Annotated in this window: 13 protein-coding genes; 5 read left to right on the forward strand and 8 right to left on the reverse strand. The window is 40.4% G+C overall.

Features of this window, described 5'->3' with window-relative positions:
* Nucleotides 1–11 precede the first annotated feature (11 nt).
* Genes MTBBW1_RS22725 through MTBBW1_RS22735 form a run of 3 tightly spaced genes read right to left on the reverse strand, consistent with a single transcriptional unit; the run spans nucleotide 12 to nucleotide 9,201 of the window.
* Nucleotides 12–2,324, reverse strand: coding sequence for a DUF6785 family protein (locus tag MTBBW1_RS22725; protein WP_245809525.1), 2,313 nt, complete (start codon nucleotides 2,322–2,324; stop codon nucleotides 12–14).
* The gene (locus tag MTBBW1_RS22730; protein WP_186441648.1) at nucleotides 2,321–7,660 is read right to left on the reverse strand and encodes an ABC transporter permease; all 5,340 of its coding nucleotides are present in this window, start codon (nucleotides 7,658–7,660) and stop codon (nucleotides 2,321–2,323) included. Before MTBBW1_RS22730 ends, MTBBW1_RS22725 begins: the two co-directional genes overlap by 4 nt.
* Nucleotides 7,657–9,201 carry a hybrid sensor histidine kinase/response regulator gene (locus tag MTBBW1_RS22735; protein ID WP_080807705.1) on the reverse strand — a complete coding sequence of 515 codons (1,545 nt, stop codon included), beginning with the start codon at nucleotides 9,199–9,201 and terminating at the stop codon, nucleotides 7,657–7,659. The genes MTBBW1_RS22730 and MTBBW1_RS22735 overlap by 4 nt, the downstream gene beginning before the upstream one ends.
* A 95-nt stretch (nucleotides 9,202–9,296) precedes the next feature.
* Between MTBBW1_RS22735 and MTBBW1_RS28670 the strand changes: the two genes are divergently transcribed.
* Nucleotides 9,297–9,440 (forward strand): hypothetical protein, encoded by a 144-nt coding sequence (locus MTBBW1_RS28670; protein ID WP_186441649.1) that lies wholly within the window; start codon nucleotides 9,297–9,299, stop codon nucleotides 9,438–9,440.
* 20 nt (nucleotides 9,441–9,460) lie between these two features.
* Here MTBBW1_RS28670 and MTBBW1_RS22740 read toward each other — a convergent pair whose 3' ends face one another.
* The 4 genes from MTBBW1_RS22740 to pgi form a co-directional block, all read right to left on the reverse strand.
* Nucleotides 9,461–10,093 (reverse strand): response regulator, encoded by a 633-nt coding sequence (locus MTBBW1_RS22740; protein ID WP_080807708.1) that lies wholly within the window; start codon nucleotides 10,091–10,093, stop codon nucleotides 9,461–9,463.
* 251 nt (nucleotides 10,094–10,344) lie between these two features.
* Complete coding sequence (locus MTBBW1_RS22745; RefSeq protein ID WP_245809526.1) at nucleotides 10,345–11,097, reverse strand: ABC transporter ATP-binding protein; 753 nt, start codon at nucleotides 11,095–11,097, stop codon at nucleotides 10,345–10,347.
* 145 nt (nucleotides 11,098–11,242) lie between these two features.
* Complete coding sequence (locus MTBBW1_RS22750) at nucleotides 11,243–11,962, reverse strand: ABC transporter permease (protein ID WP_245809527.1); 720 nt, start codon at nucleotides 11,960–11,962, stop codon at nucleotides 11,243–11,245.
* A 237-nt stretch (nucleotides 11,963–12,199) separates the two neighbouring features.
* Nucleotides 12,200–13,852, reverse strand: coding sequence for a glucose-6-phosphate isomerase (gene pgi, locus MTBBW1_RS22755; RefSeq protein ID WP_080807711.1), 1,653 nt, complete (start codon nucleotides 13,850–13,852; stop codon nucleotides 12,200–12,202).
* Nucleotides 13,853–14,211: 359 nt separating this feature from the next.
* On the opposite strand from pgi, the gene MTBBW1_RS22760 reads away from it, so the two are divergent.
* The 3 genes from MTBBW1_RS22760 (at nucleotide 14,212) to MTBBW1_RS22770 (ending at nucleotide 17,210) form a co-directional block, all read left to right on the forward strand.
* Complete coding sequence (locus tag MTBBW1_RS22760; RefSeq protein WP_080807714.1) at nucleotides 14,212–14,589, forward strand: 4Fe-4S binding protein; 378 nt, start codon at nucleotides 14,212–14,214, stop codon at nucleotides 14,587–14,589.
* Nucleotides 14,590–15,048: 459 nt separating this feature from the next.
* Complete coding sequence (locus MTBBW1_RS22765) at nucleotides 15,049–16,959, forward strand: aldehyde ferredoxin oxidoreductase family protein (RefSeq protein ID WP_087881831.1); 1,911 nt, start codon at nucleotides 15,049–15,051, stop codon at nucleotides 16,957–16,959.
* A gap of 2 nt (nucleotides 16,960–16,961) precedes the next feature.
* A complete protein-coding gene (locus tag MTBBW1_RS22770) occupies nucleotides 16,962–17,210 on the forward strand; it encodes a MoaD/ThiS family protein (RefSeq protein ID WP_080807719.1) in 249 nt (82 codons plus the stop codon).
* Here MTBBW1_RS22770 and MTBBW1_RS22775 read toward each other — a convergent pair.
* Nucleotides 17,171–18,682: a sigma-54 interaction domain-containing protein gene (locus tag MTBBW1_RS22775; protein WP_080807722.1), complete on the reverse strand. Its 1,512-nt coding sequence runs from the start codon at nucleotides 18,680–18,682 to the stop codon at nucleotides 17,171–17,173. The two genes, MTBBW1_RS22770 and MTBBW1_RS22775, sit on opposite strands and share 40 nt — an antisense overlap.
* A 664-nt stretch (nucleotides 18,683–19,346) precedes the next feature.
* Here MTBBW1_RS22775 and MTBBW1_RS22785 point away from each other — a divergent pair.
* Nucleotides 19,347–20,780 (forward strand): trimethylamine methyltransferase family protein, encoded by a 1,434-nt coding sequence (locus tag MTBBW1_RS22785; RefSeq protein ID WP_186441650.1) that lies wholly within the window; start codon nucleotides 19,347–19,349, stop codon nucleotides 20,778–20,780.
* Nucleotides 20,781–20,970 lie beyond the last annotated feature (190 nt).

Below are 20,970 nucleotides of genomic sequence, written 5' to 3' on the forward strand. Positions count from 1 at the left end.
GATTGTGATGATCAACCAGGCAATACCTGATAGCTGTTATGGCTGAAAAGCCCTGCAAACGCCCATATGCCACCCATCAGAAAATCTCCGATTATTAATCCTATGAAAAAGTAGCGAACTTTCCTGAAAATAGTCACACCACCATAACGTATGCAGATGGTGTTGAAAAACCATCCAATAAAAAAGCTCACCCAGAGGATTCTCATTGCGGAACTGTAGGCCGTCAGGTATCCAAGAGGGTGCAGTGGCCACCAGTAGAATCTTTTGTAGCATATCACGAGAATCATCATGACAAGGGCACCAGCTATGGAAAATATCACTATCCACTCTCCGGCCGGGTTTGGATTATCAATAACCTGAAATATTTTTTCATATACTGAAAATGTTGTACGGGCTGCCCACTCCATCTGAAGACCCTGTAGTCCATATTTGTGGCAAAGTGCAAGCATGGCAGTCAATGATACAATTATAGATACTGGAAGCACAAGAAGGATGCCTGCAATTATTATGCGTCTTGATCTTATCTGTTCATGTATCTTTGCAGCATGGAGAAGGGAAGGCATCAAGGATTCTCTGAGGTCAAGAAAGAGCATTTTCTGCATTACCCCTGCAATCAGGATACCTGTTGATGTAAAAAATCCAGGGCCGAAAAATGCAATAATACCATCTATTGGAGCCGCAGTAATTGTGAAATAGGCAACTCCTCCCTGGGCAATGATTCTGGTTGATACCAGCATTACCATGAAAAAAGCACCCATAACAAGTATGGCTGCTCCCGGGGTCATACCAAACAATATACACCATATTATTAATGCAGCTATACCTGCAACTCCTCCCCATGCAGAAAGGGATGCATTGAAAAGTTCCGGATTATCTGTTGCATCCTTTATGGTGGGTGAAGGTTTTGATATATTCACTGATGGAGTTATAATGTTCTTTGAAGAGATAAATCTCGATAAGATCCTTGTCAGGAAAGATGTTGATTTAATATTGGAAATGCCCTGTAAAAATGTTCCTTTTATGTGGGTTCTTGAAAGCCAGATAATAAAAATAAAAAATACTCCATAGGCTCCTATCATCTGTGTCTCTTCAGGCAGTGTTAAAGTTGGTCCGAAGGTTGTTCCAAGTGAAGAGGAAGGAATATTGTATCCCATTACAGCAAGAAGGCCTGATAGAAGGCCACATAAAAGAAACATGAACCAGAAGCTGAAGGATATCTGGCGGGATGTTATAAATGCAAAACCTATGAAAGCAGGATAAAAGTATAACTTTAGTTTGTGAAAGCCTGCAAAAATACCATATTCAGGAAAATATGGTCCTGCCAGCACCAGGGTGGGAATCTCGGGAACAGATGGAAAATAGAAGTGAAAGCCGTTCAGTGTATGGAGGAAAAACGGAATCATAAGGCCGGCAAGCAGGAATCCGTCTGAAAAAAAAGAGAATATGGCCTGTCTGTCCAGAGCATCACATAGAGTCCGGGGTACACTAAGAAGGGGAAAGTTCATGTTTTCATTCTGCACCCACTGGCGGCTCAGAACATTGATCATGCATAGCATCACCCAGTAGCAGAGCATAATAAATATACCCCATAGCATAAGCGGTGTTAGCCATGTGTGCCAGGGGATCTGTTTGATTACGGAAAGCCAGTTCATATCCTGCCCATGCTTAAGACCGGTATAAAGAAGATTGACCGAGTCCATGGAATCTGGATATAGACTTTTGGGCAAAAGTGGCTGTAAAATATCTTTCCAACGATTTTCAACAGTTGCAAAACGCAGTGGAACCGTAAGGTTAAAAAAGAATGTTCTTGCAAGTCCGGTGTATGCAATGCCTGAGCCTGTTACCATTAGTATCCAAGATAGAAAAAGCTCTCTTCCGGTAAAAATAGAGGGCGATTTTTTGTGTGATATCATTTTGCCCAGAAGTGCCGTAAAAAGGGTAAGCCATATGAAAATAAAAAAAGGTGCAAGGGGAAAATGGCCGCCGCCAAGTGGCGTTGCATTTCTGAAGGCATTGTTGAAAGGGGTTACAGCACAGATAACTGCTGAAAAAAAAAGTCCTATAAACACTGCCCGTAATCGTATGGGATGAATTTCTTTACCAGAGGTAGTGTCTGAAGCTTTTATCCCGTGGGAATAATCCTGTTCATTAACATTTTCAGAAGTGATAGAAGCATTCTCAGAAGTGACAGAAGCATTCCCAGAAGTGATAGAAGCATTCCCAGAAGTGACAGAAAGATTTTCAGAAGTGATAGAAACATTCCCAGAAGTGACAGAAACATTTTCAGAAGTGACAGGTGTTGGGCATGAAGGTTTGGTATTCACATATCCTCCATTTTTGTCGTTGGTTTTGTGATGTCCTGATCTCTTTGCTCATCCTGAGAGCTGCTTGTTTTATGAGATGCCTGAGAGCTGCTTGTTTTATGAGATGCCTGAGAGCTGCTTGTTCTATGAGATACCTGAGAGCTGCTTGTTTTATGAGAACCCTGCGAGTTGTTTGTTTTATGAGATATGGGATCTGGCAGCGGGGTTGGAATGTTTCTGTTGCTTTGTTCGTCAAGGGAGCGCCATATGAGAAGCTGCTTACGCAGTTCAAATAGAAATCGTTTGTTCAGACGAAGCCAGATGTCTGCTTCACCTGATTCTCGTTCTATTTCAGTTTTTATCTGAAGGTATGTTGAATCTGTCATGGATTGAGTAAATGTGATTGTAATCTTCTGCATCATGCCAAGATCAAAAGGGGCAAGCCATATTCGGCTTACTATTTTTTTATATTTGTGTGCCTCTGTTGAATGTAACCATGAATGTTGATTGGGATAATTTTCAGAACAGTCATATTTAACTTCTCCTGTTGAAAAAATGCCGTGTGAGTAATCCTGATGCTCTCTAAACCAATTGTATAAAAAAACTGAAATACTTTTGTGTTCATGCATTTTGAGTAAAAACGGCAGTGTTATTTCCAGGCAGTTGCCTTTTGGTTCAGGTAGTTTCCAGGTTTTGTTTACATCAGGGATTGCAATTCTTGCAGCCATTTTTGAAGGATATATAACAGATATCATGACGACTGCAATTACAAGAATCATTGCCCCTGCCCCTGCTATGGATGAGTAGTTTACAGTTATTCCTTCCCACATGGGCGTGTTTGCAAAAAAATGTGCCGAAGCCTGGGCTGCAAGATAGCCAAGCACAACGCTTATGACTGCAAAAGCCATTGCCTCTGCAATGAAAAGAAACGCTACATGGTTGGGTGCAAGTCCAACAGATGTGTAGATGCCGATTTCCCGTTTTCGTTCATGTACGCTTGATATCATTGTGTTAAGTACAATCATTATTGATATAAGAACTGGTACCAAAATATTTGGTACACCGCTGTAGTTTATGCTGTCATTTGCGTTATAGACAAAGGAGCCATCTTCCGTTCCTGTGAAAAGAACCATTTTAAAACGATCGGTTACTTCCCTTGCAAGTAGCTCAACAGCTTTTGATGAATCAATTGTCTTTGGTGAATCAACAGCTTTTGACGGAAGACTTTTTTTCTCTGATTGGTCTTTAAATTGCAGGTCAGAACTGGTTTGTTTAACATTGCCGCCTGTAATAGGAGTACCTGTAATAGGAGTACCTGCAAATCCCTTTAGTTTGCCCCCATATGCAAGAAGGGTTTTAGCAGGTATAATAACGGTTTTTTCAGTTGGAATATGGGTATATCTGCTCTCAAAAGAGGAAATATCCTCTCCTGACTCCAGAGCTTCCATCTCCACCTCCGTGAGATCCTGTGTTGTTTCATCGGGAAAAATGGCAGGAGTCATTATTTCGCCATCAAGATCTGTAATGGAATTAAAGATTTTGGGATCAAAAATGCCTTTGACACTGTATGGAGTTCCCCTTATGAGAAGTGTGTCTCCTGTGGCAGCGGAGAGTGAATCTGCCATTGGAAGGGGAATTATGACAACATTTTTATCATCAGCATCAAACCATCTGCCTTTAACAAGAATACGATCAATGGCAGTTACAAGACTCTCATCAGAGTCAAAGCCGACTATTGCGCTTGCCTGTGCTGTTTTATTTGTATGATTCCATGAAGTATTAAGTTCTTTTATGACAGATATAAGAGGTGCAGAACTTCTCTTGTGATTCTCTAACCAAACCCTTGGCACAATAACAGCTTTTTCTGAAAATGTATTTTTTATGACCCCAAGTGATTCATGGGGAAAATCCTTCCAGTTAAGTTGCTTCATTAGAAAACCATTGTACCCTGATGCGCTGTCAAGCCTTGTATTGGTGTGCAGTCGTATGGATTTTACAGAGGTAAATCCCATGATTGTAAAGGTCAGGATAACAAGTGTTGTGCATGTTAATGCCGTTCTTGTGCGTCGCCGTTTAAGGTTGCTTACTCCAAGATGGAAGGCTGCTGTAAATGCCTTTAAACTGCTTATTTCCTCCTGGCGCATATGGGAGGTTTTCCTCTGTATCAGAACCATTTCACGTTCAAATCTTAAAAAAAGGATCATGGAAACAACTGTTGACAGGCCAATAATAAAGAATGCAAGTATGATTACAATTGGAGAGTAAGCAAGCTGAAATGCAGGATGAACATTATATATAATGGTAATCTGAATTATGAGTATGGTGATGAATGAGATGATCCTTTTATATATATTGGCAAAACCAAAGAGAAGTCTCTCCATGCAAAATGCAAATGGAACAAATAGTGCGATATAAAAAAGTACACCAAACAGCACATCCTTTTGTGTTTTTTCAACATCTTCATAAACCTTTGATGCAAGAGCCCAGGATGCTGTGGCAGCAGCCTGGAATTTGTCATACTTCATTTGTTCAAGGGCAGACTCTGCCGTCTTTAAATGGAGGGTACCTTTGTTTTGAAGTTTTCTTATGGATGCATTAAAAATGCCGTGACTTTCAAGGGTATCAACGCGTGGCGTTATAAGGTTCCACATGTCAGTTGCAACATGAAAGGAAGTGTTATTTATGGCTGGCCATTTTTCTGTAATGTAACCTGTGCCCTGGGGCTTTTCAGGTGAAGCATTGGTTAGGATAAGCTTTTTTTTTAAAACTGAATCTGAAAGGGTAAGTTTGATAGGGGTTCCAGGTTCTGTGAAGATCGAACATATTGTTGAGCTTCTTGTATCAATCCTGCTGTACCAGTATTTCAGGGGAAGTGCGTCGCGGCGGCCGTCAAAAATATCAATTTTTGTCATGTAGTTGAAGTTGCCGGGTTCCATGAGGTTGAAAATAGTTGTCTGTTCCGCATTGAACATTATGATATCAGTTGACATCTCCTTTCGGTTCATTTTCAGGCGGTAGGCTGATTTTCCGGTCTGTTTTTTGTCAATTGCAAGCTCCACCCTGCCGTCAGATTCATTGAAACGGTAGCCCTCAATTATCACTTTGTCCAGAACATGTTTTTTGTCTGCAACTCCTTTTATAGTGAAGCTTCCGGTGGTGTCGGAAATTGCATAGTAGTTGCCCTGGCCCTGGGATGCAAATATTAGGGCATCTGTTGCAGGGTGAACAGCAAAAAGCTCTCCGTGAAGCAATCGTTTGCATCTCCCTGTTATTGTGGCAAATCCGTTCCTGGGGTTCTTCATTTCAGGAATCACGGGAATATTGCAAAGTTCTGCAATGATATGACATATTTCAGAACTTTGGCGTGCTGCATATCTGTTGTTAGTGTTTTCCGGGGTGTCAGAGGGAGTTCCCCAGTTGGAGCGTGCATCATTGAGGGTTGCAAAGGTAAAACCAGGCATTCCGGCAAGTGCCGTGACTTCTCCACCAAGGGCAGGTCTGTCAGGAAAATAACTTTGCCAGGGTGTGAGGCGATTGGGTCTTAAAGTCTCCTGGTAGAGATGTGGCAGGCCAGTTGATTTTGCAAGTAACATTGCGCTGTTTTTAAAAATGGAGTTAAGGTAGCGATAATCCTGGGAGCGGTTAATTCCTGATTTTAAGGGATAGAGCCACCCTTTATCAAATCCTCCAAAACCTGTTCCATGGCTGGAAAGATGAAGTGATATGGCTGCCTTTATCTCATATTCATCCATTTGGCTTCTGAATGATAATGCATGTTTTATAAGATTTTTCTGCTGTTTCAGATCTTTTTGCCTCTCTTTGAGATCGGCAAGGGAAAGTTTTATAATCCTTGAAAGCGCAGTTTTCTCCTCAAAGGAGAGGTTAGTGTAATCAGGTGTCCATTCAAGCTTTCTGAGCATCAGCCTTTTTTCAGCCACGGACTTGATCTTCTCTTTAATATTTGTACCGTGAAAAAACATTCTGTTTTCATGATCGGGGGTGGCCGAAATCTCATTTGGCCATGAGGGTTTACTGTGAAGATTGTTTTTTCTATTTTTATTGTCCTCCGGAGCAGGAGTGGACTTGGCGTGAAAATATTCCCCATTATTTTCATTGTCTGGGTTGATTGTTGAAATCGGCAATGAAGGTTTAGAATTTTTTTTTATGCGAAGGGTTATTAACTCTCTTGAAAGATCATCAACTTCAGTGGCAATACGTCCCGAAATTGCCTGATTGAAAATGGTTTTTTCTCTTATGCTTTGAAATGTGGCATCATCATCGTTTTTTTTAGATAAGTGATTGTTTAATAAGTAACTGTTCAGGCAGTGTATTTTATCCTCTACATCTGAGATCTGCTCCTCAAGTTCACTCTTTATATTTTTAATAACCTTTTTTTTGGTACCAAGGCTCCAGACCATCTCCCGCCACCCTGCAAGGGCAAGCTTGTGGCCTTCGGTGGCAATGAGCATGACAGATCGTGAAGGTGGGTTTTTCTGCAAAACCTCTGCAAGATCATAAAGCGTATTGATGCTGCAACTCTGATCTGAACCTGAGTCAGGAGGGACAAATGCTTCAACAATAATCATCTCACCGGAAAGTTGAGCATTATTGCCTTTTATTATGGCGTAGTGATTTTCTGCTGTTTTTTGTTTCCAGGCAGCTTTAGACTTTATGGTTACATGTAGATCGGCAAGGGTCTCTATTTCTACAGACTCAATTGATGCAATACCTAAAAGTTTTTCAAGTCTGTTTTTCTCCATGCGGAACATGGGAAAGTTGAGGGGCGTAACTTCCCTTTTATCCTTAAATGTCCAGCCTATAGAGTCCCCAGGGTCATAGAAAATAAGTGCAGATGCTCCAAGGTTAGCAGCGTTAAGCCAGTTCTTTCCGGAGTTTATATCCATAAGCACAATGGCTTTTTTGATATTCTGGTGGTTGAACATTTTCAGCTCACCATTTCCTGCAAATACAAGATGCCCCTCTATTCCTTCCGGAGGGGTTGATTGGGGAGAAATTGCATTGTAATGGAAAGGTTCTATGGGAAAGGTTAGGGGGGGGATATTACAGGTTTCGTAAGGGGTAGCTGGTGTTCCGTTGTTTGGAACCCAGGTATTAGGAGCTAGAGTATGATGGTGGCGTTGTGTTTTTCTGTGGGGTGTTATTGTTATTGTGGAGTTATCTGTTTCAAGTGCCGGAATTTGAAAGGGATAAGTCTGAACTTCATATATACCAGCAAGCATTTTATGGAATGAATTTTTTTCATCTGCATTTGATGTGCTGGTAAAAGCGAATAAAGATAGAAAAATAATTATGAAAATCAGCAGTTCATTCTGTACACAATAGATTTTTCTGGTCAATGGGGTTTCCATGCAAGCACTTCTGATATTTTTGCAATCGAAAATGGTTTTTTGATATAGGCATCTGCTCCCTGTTCCAGATAGCCCTGTGCCTCTCCATTAAGTGCATAGCCGCTGCATATTATGATTCTGGCATTGGGTTTTTCATTTTTCAGAAGGGGCAGCAATTTTTTAGCTGGCATATCCGGAAGAATAAGATCAAGCAGTATAATGTCTATTTGGCCATGGTAGTTTTCTGCAATGTGAATTGCTTCGGTTGCAGTGCCTGCACTGAGAACATGATAGCCAAGGATATCAAGAATTGCAAAGTTGACATCCATGACCATTTTTTCATCTTCAATTACAAGAATTGTGCCTTTTCTTCTTTGTGGATCTCCATGTTCCAGAGATTGTAATGATTTTTGTTCGTCATCAGTAATAGCAAGTGGGAAAAATGTGGTGACGGTTGTACCTTTGTCAGGTTCTGACTCTATATTGATCCAGCCTTTATGATGCTTCACAATGCCAAAAGCTGCGGCCATTCCCATGCCTCGTCCCTGAAATTTGGTGGAGAAAAAAGGCTCCATTACCCTGTGCCTTGTCTCTTCATTCATTCCTGTACCATTATCACTTATTTTAAGAGATGCATGTGCCCCGGGCTTAAGTCCTGGGTGGTTGAGAATGTTTGATATGGAGACACGGTGAGTATCAAGTGTAATTGTGATTTTGCCATTATCCTTCAGGGCTTCGCAGGCATTGGAGTATATTGCAGAGAAGAGCATCTCCAGTTGAACCTTGTCCAGATTAACAGAAAGCTCTTCTTCACAGATATTGAAAACAGTATTGCACTCGTTTTGTTTTTCTGGGTCATTCAAGATATTCTGTTGCTGTTTTTTTAGGAAGTCAGTCAGGGAGATGGGGGAGTTGCGATGTTTTCCACCCCTTGCATAGGTGAGAAGCTGTGTGGTAAGGCGAGTCATTTTTTCAATGGATTTTTTTATCTTGCCGGATCTGAGTAGAAGCTTTTCTTCGCCTGAATAGTCCATCTTCAGCAACTCAATGTTGCCAAGTATCTCTGCAAGGGCGTTGTTAAACTGATGAGCTATACCGCCTGCCATGGTTGAGAGCGCTTCAAATTTATGGAAAATTTTTTCCATGTTATGTACTGCCTGTTCTGTTTTGGCAGCAAGTTTAAGAGTCTCAAGCTTTTCAAGGCACTTTGCAACACGGGCACACAAAATAGATGGTTCGGCAGGTTTTACAAGAAAATCATCTGCACCAAGACGCATTGCGTCAACAGCACACGAAAGTTCCCCATGTCCTGTGAGCAGCATGACCATGGTTTCGTTGAAGGTGTGTTTTATTTTTTTAAGAAGTGTCAAGCCGTCAATTTTATCCATTACAAGATCTGTAACGACAAGATCAAATGTCTGGTGCTGGATAATTTCAAGGGCTTCTTCGCCGCTGCTGGCGGTTGTGATACTATAACCTTTTTGTTTGAGCAGAACTGCAATGGCATTTAGAATAATTGGCTCATCATCCACAAGCAATATTTTATTCATTTTTTATAATGTACCTTTGGGGTAATGTGTCCAGTGCCCGAGCATGGAGAAGTTGAAATCTTCAACCTTATACGATTATGGAGTAATCATGTTGTATGAGTCATCATATTCGTAAAAATTACCGGATAGAAGATGTTCCGCCGGACAGGAAAACCAGCTTAAGATACATGCCATGCATTTCCGGTGGTGTCAAGTGCTACATTGGTACAACTTATAATTCCACCGGAAATGCATTTTAAATGATATTTATGTAATATAATTATGCTTTAGATGCTGCATAGGCTCTTCTGCGTTTGGCTCTTATGTGATCCTTTATCCAGTGCAGATCCCTGAGAAGATCTTCTGCCTTCTCAACCAGTTCTTCGTTATCCACCGGTTTTTCCATAAGGTCATCTGCACCGGCATCAAGAATTTCATCTTCATTTTCCTGTGATGCATGACCTGTGAGAATAAGGATTTTGATATGGGATGTTGAGTCATTTGTTTTGATGAAACGGCATGCCTCAAAGCCATCCATGTTGGGCATCATAAGGTCAAGTATAATAAGGTCGGGATTGAACTGTTTGGCCTTTACACCTGCTTCAAAACCATCCTTGGCAGTTTCAACTTCAAATGTATTTTCAAGGAAAAGTTTCTCAAGACCTTTAACCACAAGCTCATTGTCATCAACAATAAGAACCCTTGCCGGTGCATCAATCTGCCTGATCATCATTTTCATTCCCTGGGCCTTCAGGGATTTTTCAAGGTCCGACTTAATTATGCGGTGATGTCCACCAGGAGTGACGAAAGAATTTATTTTTCCTGCTTTTACCCAACGCCACATGCTCATACGTGTAACACCACAATATTTTGCTGCCTGGGGAATTGTCAAAATGTCTGGATTTTTACTCATAATTATCCTCTCTTTTTGTTTTTTTGGTGGTTTAATACCACTTTGGTTAAAAAATACTTTTATTTACTATAAGCAACTTGGTTTAATCTGAAAAGTTTGGTTTGATCTGAAAAAGTCAGATCGTGATAATTTTAAGGAATGAGTACGAAATAAACACTCATGCTTGTGTATCAGTCACCCCCAAATATAAAAATGATAGTCATTTTCACGGTAAAAAAATCATTACTTATACCTCATTGGTTGTTCATGGTTTAGTGTCTATTGCCAATGGAGATCTCTCCAAGTGATATTGAAAGCTCGTCTCTGTTTTCTATCTTATCCACCTGCCCATCCCTTATCCAGACTACCTGGTCTGAAACATTGAGCATTTTAAAATCGTGGGTGGCGGAAATAATAGTTATGTTTTTTTCCTGACTTAATTGCTGAAGAAGAGATATGATCTCTTCTCCTGTCCTGAGATCCAGGTTTCCAGTAGGTTCATCTGCCAGAATAATACCTGGATCGTTTGCAAGCGCCCTTGCAGCAGCAACCCTTTGTTGCTGTCCTCCTGAAAGCTCGGAAGGTTTGTGGTTATATCTTGATTCAAGCCCCACCATCTTAAGCAGGGTCATGCCCCTGTCATTTGCATCATCACTGTTCACTCCTGCAAATGTCATGGGCAAGGTAACATTTTCAAGGGCAGTCATCAGCGGAATCAGGTTGAATGTCTGGAAAATATAGCCGATTTTTCTGCATCTCAACCATGCAAGTTCATAGGCATCAAGCTGGGCAATGTCCACTTCATCTATGAAAACCTGACCGGATGTTGGTTTGTCCAAGCCGCCTATCATGTTGAAGAGTGTACTTTTGCCTGAGCCTGAAGGTCCCATGATGGAGATATATCTGCCAGCAGTAATATCAAGATTTATTCCCTTTAATACCTGTACTTCCATTTTACCCATATGGAAATTTTTGGTCACATTGGATACGCGTACGATTTTGCTCTCTTCATGATTTTCGGGCACTTTCCATATTCCTTACTTGAAAAAAGAGTTGGGAATGGGGTTTAAATAACGTGACCGTTTATATCCGTGAGCAGTGATTCCCGCCCGCTTTTTTAAATCAAAATGGGGAAGTTATTTTGTACTCATTCCTTAAATCGGGAATTCATCAGTTCTCCATTCTCATTGCTTCAACAGGCTCCATACGGGCTGCAACAATAACTGGATAAATCACTCCTGCAAGGCTTAGGATGCATCCTGTTATGAAAGCTTTGCCCATTGACAGTAAAATATCCTGAAGCGGAAGTGTATATATTACTGTGGAGCCGTATTGAAAAAACGATGTCAACAGTGCAAACAATGCTCCGAAAACTGCACCTGCTGAAGCACCAGCTCCTCCCTCCATCAGCGCCTCCAGCATGAAAAGCCTTACAATAAAATGGTTCAGTGCCCCAAGGCACTTCATGGTTCCGATCTCCCTGAATCTTTCAGTCACAGCCATCAACTGGGCATTAACAATTCCAACCACACAAACAAGCAGTGAGAGAGAGACAATCCATTTTTGTTTGGGGCTGTTCTTGATTGCCCATTTATTTGTCTGTGTTGTCTCTTCTTTTGTATCAGGTGCAGGATCATATCCTGCGGCAGTTAGTTTTCTTTGCAGATCGGCATTTTCAAGGGATGCAAGGCTATTTGCAATATCACTTGTGACCTGTGTAAAACATAAAAAAGAGACAGCAAGTACAAGGCTTATGGTTGTTATAATGGATCGTAAAAAACGTGCCTTAATGCTTCTGAAAGCAATCCCGACAGATTTTGTAAAAGGCATTACCACATGATGCCGGGTTAATTGTTTTTTTTGTCTTAAAAAGGATGTATTGTTCTCCACTTTGAAATCCTCTGAAGGAGGTTTCTTCTACAATTATTTTATATAAAAAGCAGATTTTTTTTAGTAATAAACAAATTGTGCGAAACAAATAAAGCCAGTTTTATAAGTCTTGATTTGAATATCAAAAGTGCCTGTATAAAACAAGTACAATCATAACTTGACAAGGTCAGTGATAGCAAAAGAAAAATGTAAAGGCAAGGGTAAAAAGTAATTTTATTCAGAAAAAGTGAAAATTTTTTAAATCATGGTTTTAAATGTATTTATAAGGCCATTCGTTGAGCTGTCATGTGTATCAGTTTTGTGACTATTTTTAATTTCTGGGAGAATTTTTCTGGCAAGCTCCTTTCCAAGCTCAACTCCCCATTGATCAAAACTGAAAATATTCCAGATGACTCCCTGTACAAAAATTTTGTGTTCATACATGGCAATGAGGGAACCTAATGTACGTGGTGTAAGTTTTTTGAAGAGAATGGAATTTGTTGGCCTGTTTCCTTTAAATACTTTATGAGGAGCAACCCTTTTGATCTCATCGTCTGTTTTTCCTTCATTTTTCATAATATCCCTTACTGTTTCATAATCTCTCCCTTGCATGAGTGCCTCTGTCTGGGCAAGAAAATTGGAAATCAGAATATTGTGGTGATCTCCTGAAGGGTTGTGACTTCTGGCAGGTGCAAGAAAATCGGCAGGAACAAGTTCTGTGCCCTGATGAATAAGCTGATAAAAGGCATGTTGACCGTTGGTGCCAGGTTCTCCCCATATTACAGGGCCTGTTGACCAGGATATTTCATTGCCGTTACGGTCAACGCTTTTGCCGTTGCTCTCCATATTTCCCTGCTGGAAGTAGGCCGGAAATCTGTGCATATACTGGTCATATGGCAGAATAACTTCACTTTTGGCTCCAAAAAAATTTGTGTACCAGATTCCTGTAAGGGCAAGTATCACCGGAATGTTTTTGTCAAAAGAGCTATTTCTGAAATGAAGATCCATATCATGGGCACCGGAAAGAAGTTCTCGGAAGTTGTCAAATCCCACTGAACAGCATATGGAAAGTCCTATGGCAGACCAGAGGGAATATCTGCCTCCTACCCACTCCCAGAACTCAAACATGTTGCTGCTGTCAATTCCAAAATTCTGGACAGCGTCTTTATTTGTAGAGATAGCTGCAAAATGGTATTTGACAGCACTTTCATCACCATTTGCATATGCAAGAAGCCACTTGCGCGCGTTGTGAGCGTTTGTCATGGTCTCCTGTGTGGTAAATGTCTTTGATGCAATAAGGAAAAGGGTGGTTTCCGGATTCAGGTGTTTTAATGTTTCAACAATATGGGTGGCATCTACATTGGACACAAAGTGGGCAGATAGATTTTTTTTTGCATAGGGTTTAAGGCACTCTGTAACCATTAAAGGGCCAAGATCTGAGCCACCTATGCCGATGTTGACAATATCTGTTACAGGTTTTCCGGTATATCCTTTCCACTTTCCAGAGCCTATGTCATCTGAGAATTTTTTCATTTGTTCGAGCACTAGATTTATTTTTGGCATAATATCTTCACCATCAAAAATGACAGGGCTGTTTTTTATATTTCTAAGAGCTGTGTGGAGAACTGCTCTGTTTTCTGTGCCATTGATTCTGTCTCCAGTGAACATTTTTTCCATGGCATCAGGAAGCTCTGTCTCCTTGGCAAGTTCGACAAGATGGCAGATTGTCTCATCGGTGATGATATTTTTTGAATAATCAACAAGTATATCATTGAAACGTATGGAGAAACGGCTGAAACGTTCAGGATCTTCTGCAAAAAGTTTTCTCATGTGTATGTTACGCATTTTGTTGTAGTGCTCTGTGAGTTTTTTCCAGCTTTCGGTGTTTTGGGGATTTATGTTTGCAAGCATTTTGACCTCCTGAATCATTTTTTTTGCCACAGTTTAATGAAAAATGTCATAGGTATAATTTTTAACTGTTGATAGTATAACACCATATTTATCAATTTAAAGTTTTTTACATGTTTATCAAAATAAATTTATAAAAAAATATTGATTTTCCAGGAACAGTTCATTTTGCAATTTAGATTTATTGATGGATATTATGAAGGTTGTTCCTTGTTGATTGCTGTTTGAACCAGTAATAAACAGTTGTTTTGCAGTTAAAAAAATAACTTTGGTATGTGCTTTGCATATTTTTAGGATTAATTTTTTAATAGTTGAAAAAAGTTTAAAACATCATAAATGTTAATTTGAATTTGGGAGCTGAAATGGGACTTGTTTTTAATAATGAAACCTGCTCGGGCTGTAAGGCCTGCGAGCTTGTTTGTACCTTGCAGAACTTAAATGAAATCAATCCTTCAAAAGCAATGTTGCATGTTTATGGGAAATTTCCTGAACCTGGAAAATATTTTGTGGATATTTGTGATCAGTGCGGAGCATGTGCAGAGGCTTGTCCTGTAGGTGCAATTGAGCTTAAAGGAAAAACATATCGTATAAATAAAGATAAATGCGATAAATGCCTTGCATGTATATCTGCGTGTCCTGTGAATCTTGTGAAAGTTGATGATGACGGATATCCTTACAAATGCATAAACTGCAAGCAATGTATAACTATCTGTCCAAGGGATGCATTAACATTTGAATAGGTTCTCAAAATCGACATCTTATTGCTTTTTCAGAAGTTATTGCATTTGTCTGAATCAGGATAACCAGGATGGATAGGATGTTCAGGATAGATAATCCTGCCTTATCCTGTTAATCCTGGGAATCCTGATTCAGACAGTGTTGACAAGGCTTACAAGATCATATGTGTTGACTTTGAGTAGGTTGGCAGCAGGAGATTTCTCTGACTATCAGTGATTTGTGCATGAAAGTCATGATATATCAGTATTTTATGAATATTTTCTAATATGCCCCCATGTTTGCTGACGCATCACAACGAAACGTGAAAGTCGTTGTATATCAGCATGTTGTGGAGACTTTCTAATAAACCCCCATGTTTGCTGACGCATCAGAACGAAACATGAAAGTCGTTACATATCATTATGATGTGCAGACTTTCAAAAAAATACTTTTGCCATTTTTAATATATTCTGGAGGGAAAGATGCTGTACGGATATGCAGGTAATACATTGAGAATTGATTTGGATAGCCAAAAGACAGAAAAGGAGCCACTTAAAAAGGATTGGGTGGATGATTTCATTGGCGGTCGAGGCTTTACTGCCAAAATTTTATATGATGAAAACCCACCAAATGTTGATCCCTTTGACGGCGAGAACAGATTCATAATTGCCATGGGGCCTTTGAGCGGGCTTTTTGTGCCGGCAAGTGGAAAAACCCATTTTTGTACCAAGTCTCCTGCCACAGGAGGCTATGGAGACAGCAACATGGGTGGGCACTTTGGGGTCAACATGAAGTATGCAGGATATGATGTAACCATCATCAAGGGCAAGGCAAAGGAGCCTTCATATATATTTATTGACAATGACAATGTTGAAATAAGACCTGCGGCACATTACTGGGGAAAAGGCTCAACAGAAGTTGAAGAGTTGATGAAAAAGGAGGTGGGGGAAGATTTCCAGATTCTGACCATTGGAGAAGCTGGTGAAAACCTTGTAAATTTTGCATGTATTTCCCATGATTTTGGCCGTCAGGCCGGTCGAATAGGAATTGGTGCTGTTCTTGGTTCAAAAAATATTAAGGCCATTGCTGTCAGGGGAAACAAAAGCATTCCTGTATTTGATCCCAAGGGGCTTTTAAAAAAAGGCAAGGAGACCTATGCTGCCTGCCGTGAGAAACCCGGGTTTAAGGGGTGGACCCCTGAAGGAACAGCCGGAATAACCAACTGGTGCAATGATGTTGGAGCACTGCCCACAAGAAACTTTAAGACATCCAATTGCGATTATGCTGACAAGATTAACGGAAAGGCCATATTAAAGGAACTTAAAATTACGGACAAGGGCTGCTTTTCCTGTCCCATTCCCTGTGGAAAATATGGTCATGCCAGAACCAAACTTGGCAATGCATATGTAGAAGGGCCTGAGTATGAGACACTATCTCTTCTGGGGAGCAACTGCGAGCTTGACGACATTCATGCAATTGCATATGCAAACTATATCTGCGATGAGTCAGGTATTGACACCTGTTCTGCCGGTGCAGTGGTAAGCTTTGCCCTTGAGTGCTATGAAAAGGGATATATCTCTAAGGAAGATATGGGAATGGATGTGAAATGGGGAGATCTTGACTCCATTGTTCATATTTTAAAGATCATTAGCAAAAGAGAGGGAATAGGAGATGTGCTGGCCCTTGGAGTTCGGGGGGCGGCAGAGAAAATAGGGTATGACAGCCACAGGTTTGCCATACATGTAAAAGGTTTGGAGTGGACAGGATATGAGTCAAGAAATGCTCCTGGCATGATGTTAGGTTACATGACATCAGACATAGGAGCACACCATGGGAGGTGCTGGGTACTTGGCTCCGATGTGGCCACGGCAGTGGGTGGTGATAAAAATGCCACTGTGCATGATCTTATCTCTGGAAACTCAAGCTTTGATACCATTCCCAGGGCAGATCACAAGAATGTTGTGCCTCTTGTACTGAAATCCCAGCATCTGCGGCCAGCTTTTGATATACTTGGTACATGCCGTCTTCAGTATATGGAGATTGGCCTTGAGACCAAATATTATGAGGAGCTGTACTATTATGCCACCGGTAAAAAGATGGATTTTGAAAAGGATCTTCTGCTTTTGTCAGAAAAAATATGGCATTTGAACCGTATGTTCAATAAAAGGGAGATTCCTGATTTTGGCAGAAAATATGATTATCCGCCTGCACGATTCCATGAAGAGAAGATACCTAACGGCCCTAACAAGGGCCATGTGATGTCCCTTGAAGTTATTGAAGAGATGCTTGACACATACTATGAGGCAAGGGGCTGGGACATGAACGGTATCCCCACAAGGGAGACACTTGAAAAACATGGCCTGAACCAATGTCTTGAATTTATGGAGCTTTAGGAATGATTACAGTTACACTAAGGCTCTCTGAAAGTCTCCTGTGCATACTGAAAGATATAAAAAAAACAAAACATGAAACATACAATATTCAGGTCAAAAAAGGCACAACCATAAGAGAGGTTCTTTTAAATGAAGGAATCCATCCACTGCTTGCTCCTATGGTGGTTATTGATAACACCAGGGTTGACATAAATACTGTGCTTGAAAATGATCAGGTGGTTACCCTTTTTGGCCCATTGTCAGGTGGTTGAACAAAAAAATTTTTTCTGTCTATATTGTATTTTTTCAGCTTGTAGTGAAATGATTGTGGAGAGATGCCAAGGATTCTTGCAGCTTTTGCTGCATTGCCAAGTGTCTCTTTTAATGCACAACATATGCTCTCTTTTTCATTTGCACACTGGGCTTCAGATAGAGTCAATGGCCTCTGCTTTGAGCTTTGGGCTGTTTTTTGCTCTGCCGGGCTTATGGTACTATGCAAGGTATCCTGAAAATGCGGAGCAAGGTCAAATCCCCTGGCAACATGTGGAGGAATATGTCTCATGCAGATCTGTTGATCTCCATTTACAAGATTCATGGCTCCTTCAATGACATGTTCCAGCTCCCGCACATTTCCAGGCCATTGATATTGGTGAAAAAGTCTGTTGACTCTGTCAGAAAGCCCTTTGACCTTTTCACCAAGGGTTCTGTTAAATTTATGGATAAAGTGGGAGACAAGTTTCGGCATATCATCAATTCTATCCCTCAAGGGAGGAATAAGTATGAATACAACACCCATTCTGTAAAACAGATCCCTTCGTAACAGGTCTGAGCTGATAATCTGGTGGGGAGTTTTGCTCACACTGCTTATGATCTTTATATTAAGGTCAATCTCTTCAAGTGAGCCAAGTCTTCTCACCTTTTTCTCCTGAACTACCCTGAGAACTTTGGCCTGGAGTGCTTTTGGCATTGAATCCAGTTCATCAAGAAAAATCGTGCCTCGGTTTCCCTGTTCAAACAGGCCTGCCTTGTCTATGGAGCCTGTAAAAGCCCCTTTTGATGTTCCGAAAAGTATGCCTTCCAGAAGGTTTTCCGGAATTGCAGAACAATTTATTGGAATAAATTTTTCCATTGAAGCTGCTCTGTGATTATGTATGGATTGGGCAAACAGCTCTTTTCCAGTACCTGTTTCACCGGAAAGCATTATTGGCGATGGAGAGTCTGCTGAAAGTTTTGCAGCATTTACAGCCTGTAAAAGTGCATTGTTGGAACCTATCAGATCATTAAAAACAAACCTTGTGCCATTTTCCCTGTTTCTGGGATTCTTTTTAGTTGAATCTGCATTTTTAGAGATCATGCCTTCAAGCATCTGGTAATCTTTTGTGAAACTTATTGCCCCTGTTACCTCGCCATCTTTTAACAAAGGGAATACATTGCTTATTGTGTTGGCCACTTTACCAAGCTTTGTCTGATATACAATGACATGGTTTCTTACGGGCTTGCCGCTTTTCATGCATTGCATGGTGGTGCTGTCATTTTCATCAAGATTGTATATATCTATGATTTTTTTCCCCAAAGCAAAATCAATTTCCACGTCATCAATTTGTGACTGGGTAGCATTATAAAAAAGTATTGTTCCTTCATTGTCTGCAATCAGTACCCCTTCGTGCATGTCAAAAAGAATTTTTAACATTTCCATGTCATCAAAAACAGGATGTTTTTTTAATACGTTTTGTTCCCATGTCATTTTAATAAGTCCTTGAAATTGATATTATTCAAAGCCGACACCTATCCTCTTTTGACCCTTGTCACTACTGTTTGAATCAGGATGCCCAATGATATTGATTTACAGGATAAAAATCCTGAGCATCCTGTAAATCCTGGTTATCCTGATTCAGACAAATTCAATAAATGCCGAGAAAGCCAACAAGATTGAAACTGTAAATCTGGAAATGAAATATGCCTGATTGGAATAGATATATTCAGGTGTGGCACAAAAATTGATTTAAAACTTGGTCTGGTATGAAGTTTTTGCGAAACAAATTGTTCTTTTGATTGAAATATAAATGCAGATGCATCTTTTTTCCAGTAATTTCAAGTAAGATAGAAAAAAATGGTCAGACTCAGGTTTTACAGTATCATGAAATAAATCAAGAAAACAGAGGGAATGAATAAAAATTTTTTTATTCTTCCACATCTTTCATATCAAATCCAAAGTACTATACAATTTTTTGAGAAAGACCCCTTAAAATTAAGTTTGCTTCCCCTTAGATCGTAAAAAGGTAAGGAATGCACGCGAAATAACTTTACAATTTTCATTGAAACAAAGAGTACGTGAAATAATTAATAGATATTTTGGCATTTTTGACTTTTTACGAGACCATCACAATTAAATGCAAAAGGAGAAATTCATGGATGATTTAAGATTCACCCCCACAATGAAAACCTTGAATAATGAACAGCTTGATGCCTTGCATTCAGCCACGCTTTCGGTTTTAGAGCGAACAGGGATTGCCATAAAACATCCTAAAGCTCTTGAAATATTTGATGGAGCTGGTTGTAAGGTAGAGTCAGGCAGGGTACGTTTTCCTCCTGATGTTGTTGAAAAAGCCATAGCATCTGCCCCTGAAAGGGTTAGCCTGGGAAACAGGTTCAATAACAGTGAAATTTCGCTGGAAGGAGCAAAAACCTATTTTGGGGCAACTGTGGATTGTGTTAATTATCTGGATCCAGATACTGGGATGGTCAGTGAGTGTAAAAGCAATCATGTTGAGGTTATGGCAAAACTTTGTGACCGTCTTGATAATTATGAATGGACAATGACCTTGGGAATAGCAAGGGATATACCGGAAAATATAGCTGACAGAGTTGTTGCACGTATTGCCATGGAGCATTGTAGCAAGCCTGTTATTGTGTCGGCAAATGATGCAGAGAGCCTTAAGGAGATGTATGAAATGGCCCTGATGTGTCAGGGGGGCGTTGAAAATTTTATGAAGGCACCTCTTATGGGCACATTGAATTGTACCATCTCTCCCCTTATGTATGATGATCATCTGGCAGAGAAGGATATTTTTGCAGCCGAGAACTCCATTCCCATAGTCCACTATTCAGGTATGCAGCTTGGTGCAAGTTTTCCTGCATCCCTTGCAGGGGGGATTGTGATGGGGAGTGCAGAATCATTAAGCGGACTTGTATTACAGCAGGCCATAAAGCCTGGTGCTCCTTTTGTATTTGGTTCATTTATCACTATAATGGATATGAAAACCACAGTATTTTCCTATGGGGCCATTGAAATGGCAATGATGGTGGGAGGCATGTCACAGCTTGCCCAGAAGTATAAACTTCCATTTTTCAGCACAGCAGGGTGTACAGACTCCAAAAGTGTTGATGCACAGGCTGCGGCAGAAGGAAGTCTTCAGGATCTTATTATGGCTTCCATTGGTGGGGGACTTGTACACGATACGCACTGCTGGCTTGATCACGGCAGCATTCTTTCTCCTGGTCACCTTGTAATGGGACAGCAGATACTTGGTATGGTCAAAAGATTCATGCAGGGGATTGATATTTCAGATGAGACCCTTGCCCTTGACCTCATTGACAAGATAGGCCCTGGTGGGGCTTTTCTCATGGAACCCCACACAATGAAACATTTTAAAGAGGTTTTTTATCCGGAGATTTTTAAGAGAACAAAAGCCCAGGCTCCAGGCACAGTGCTGGATGAAAAATTCAGCGACAGGTTACGGGTTAAAACCCTTGATCTAATTAACGCTGAACCTGTTAATCCCCTTCCAGAAGAGTTATCCCGTGATTTTGATAACAGGCAAAAAAGGTGGATGGCCATTTAGGGAAAAAAAGCAATTATAGTCTTCCAGATAATTAAATTGATAGTGGAAAGGTCTAACTATCTGTTTATATGAAAGTCTCGGTAACAGCCTGTTTCTAAAACGACTTTCATCCCTTCGATTGTGGCGGTGATCAGCCATGTACGTTATCTGGATTATTTTTTTTGACCAAAAAATAAAATAATTTTCTGGA

The sequence above is a fragment of the Desulfamplus magnetovallimortis genome (assembly GCF_900170035.1).
Classification (GTDB): Bacteria; Desulfobacterota; Desulfobacteria; order Desulfobacterales; family Desulfobacteraceae; genus Desulfamplus; species Desulfamplus magnetovallimortis.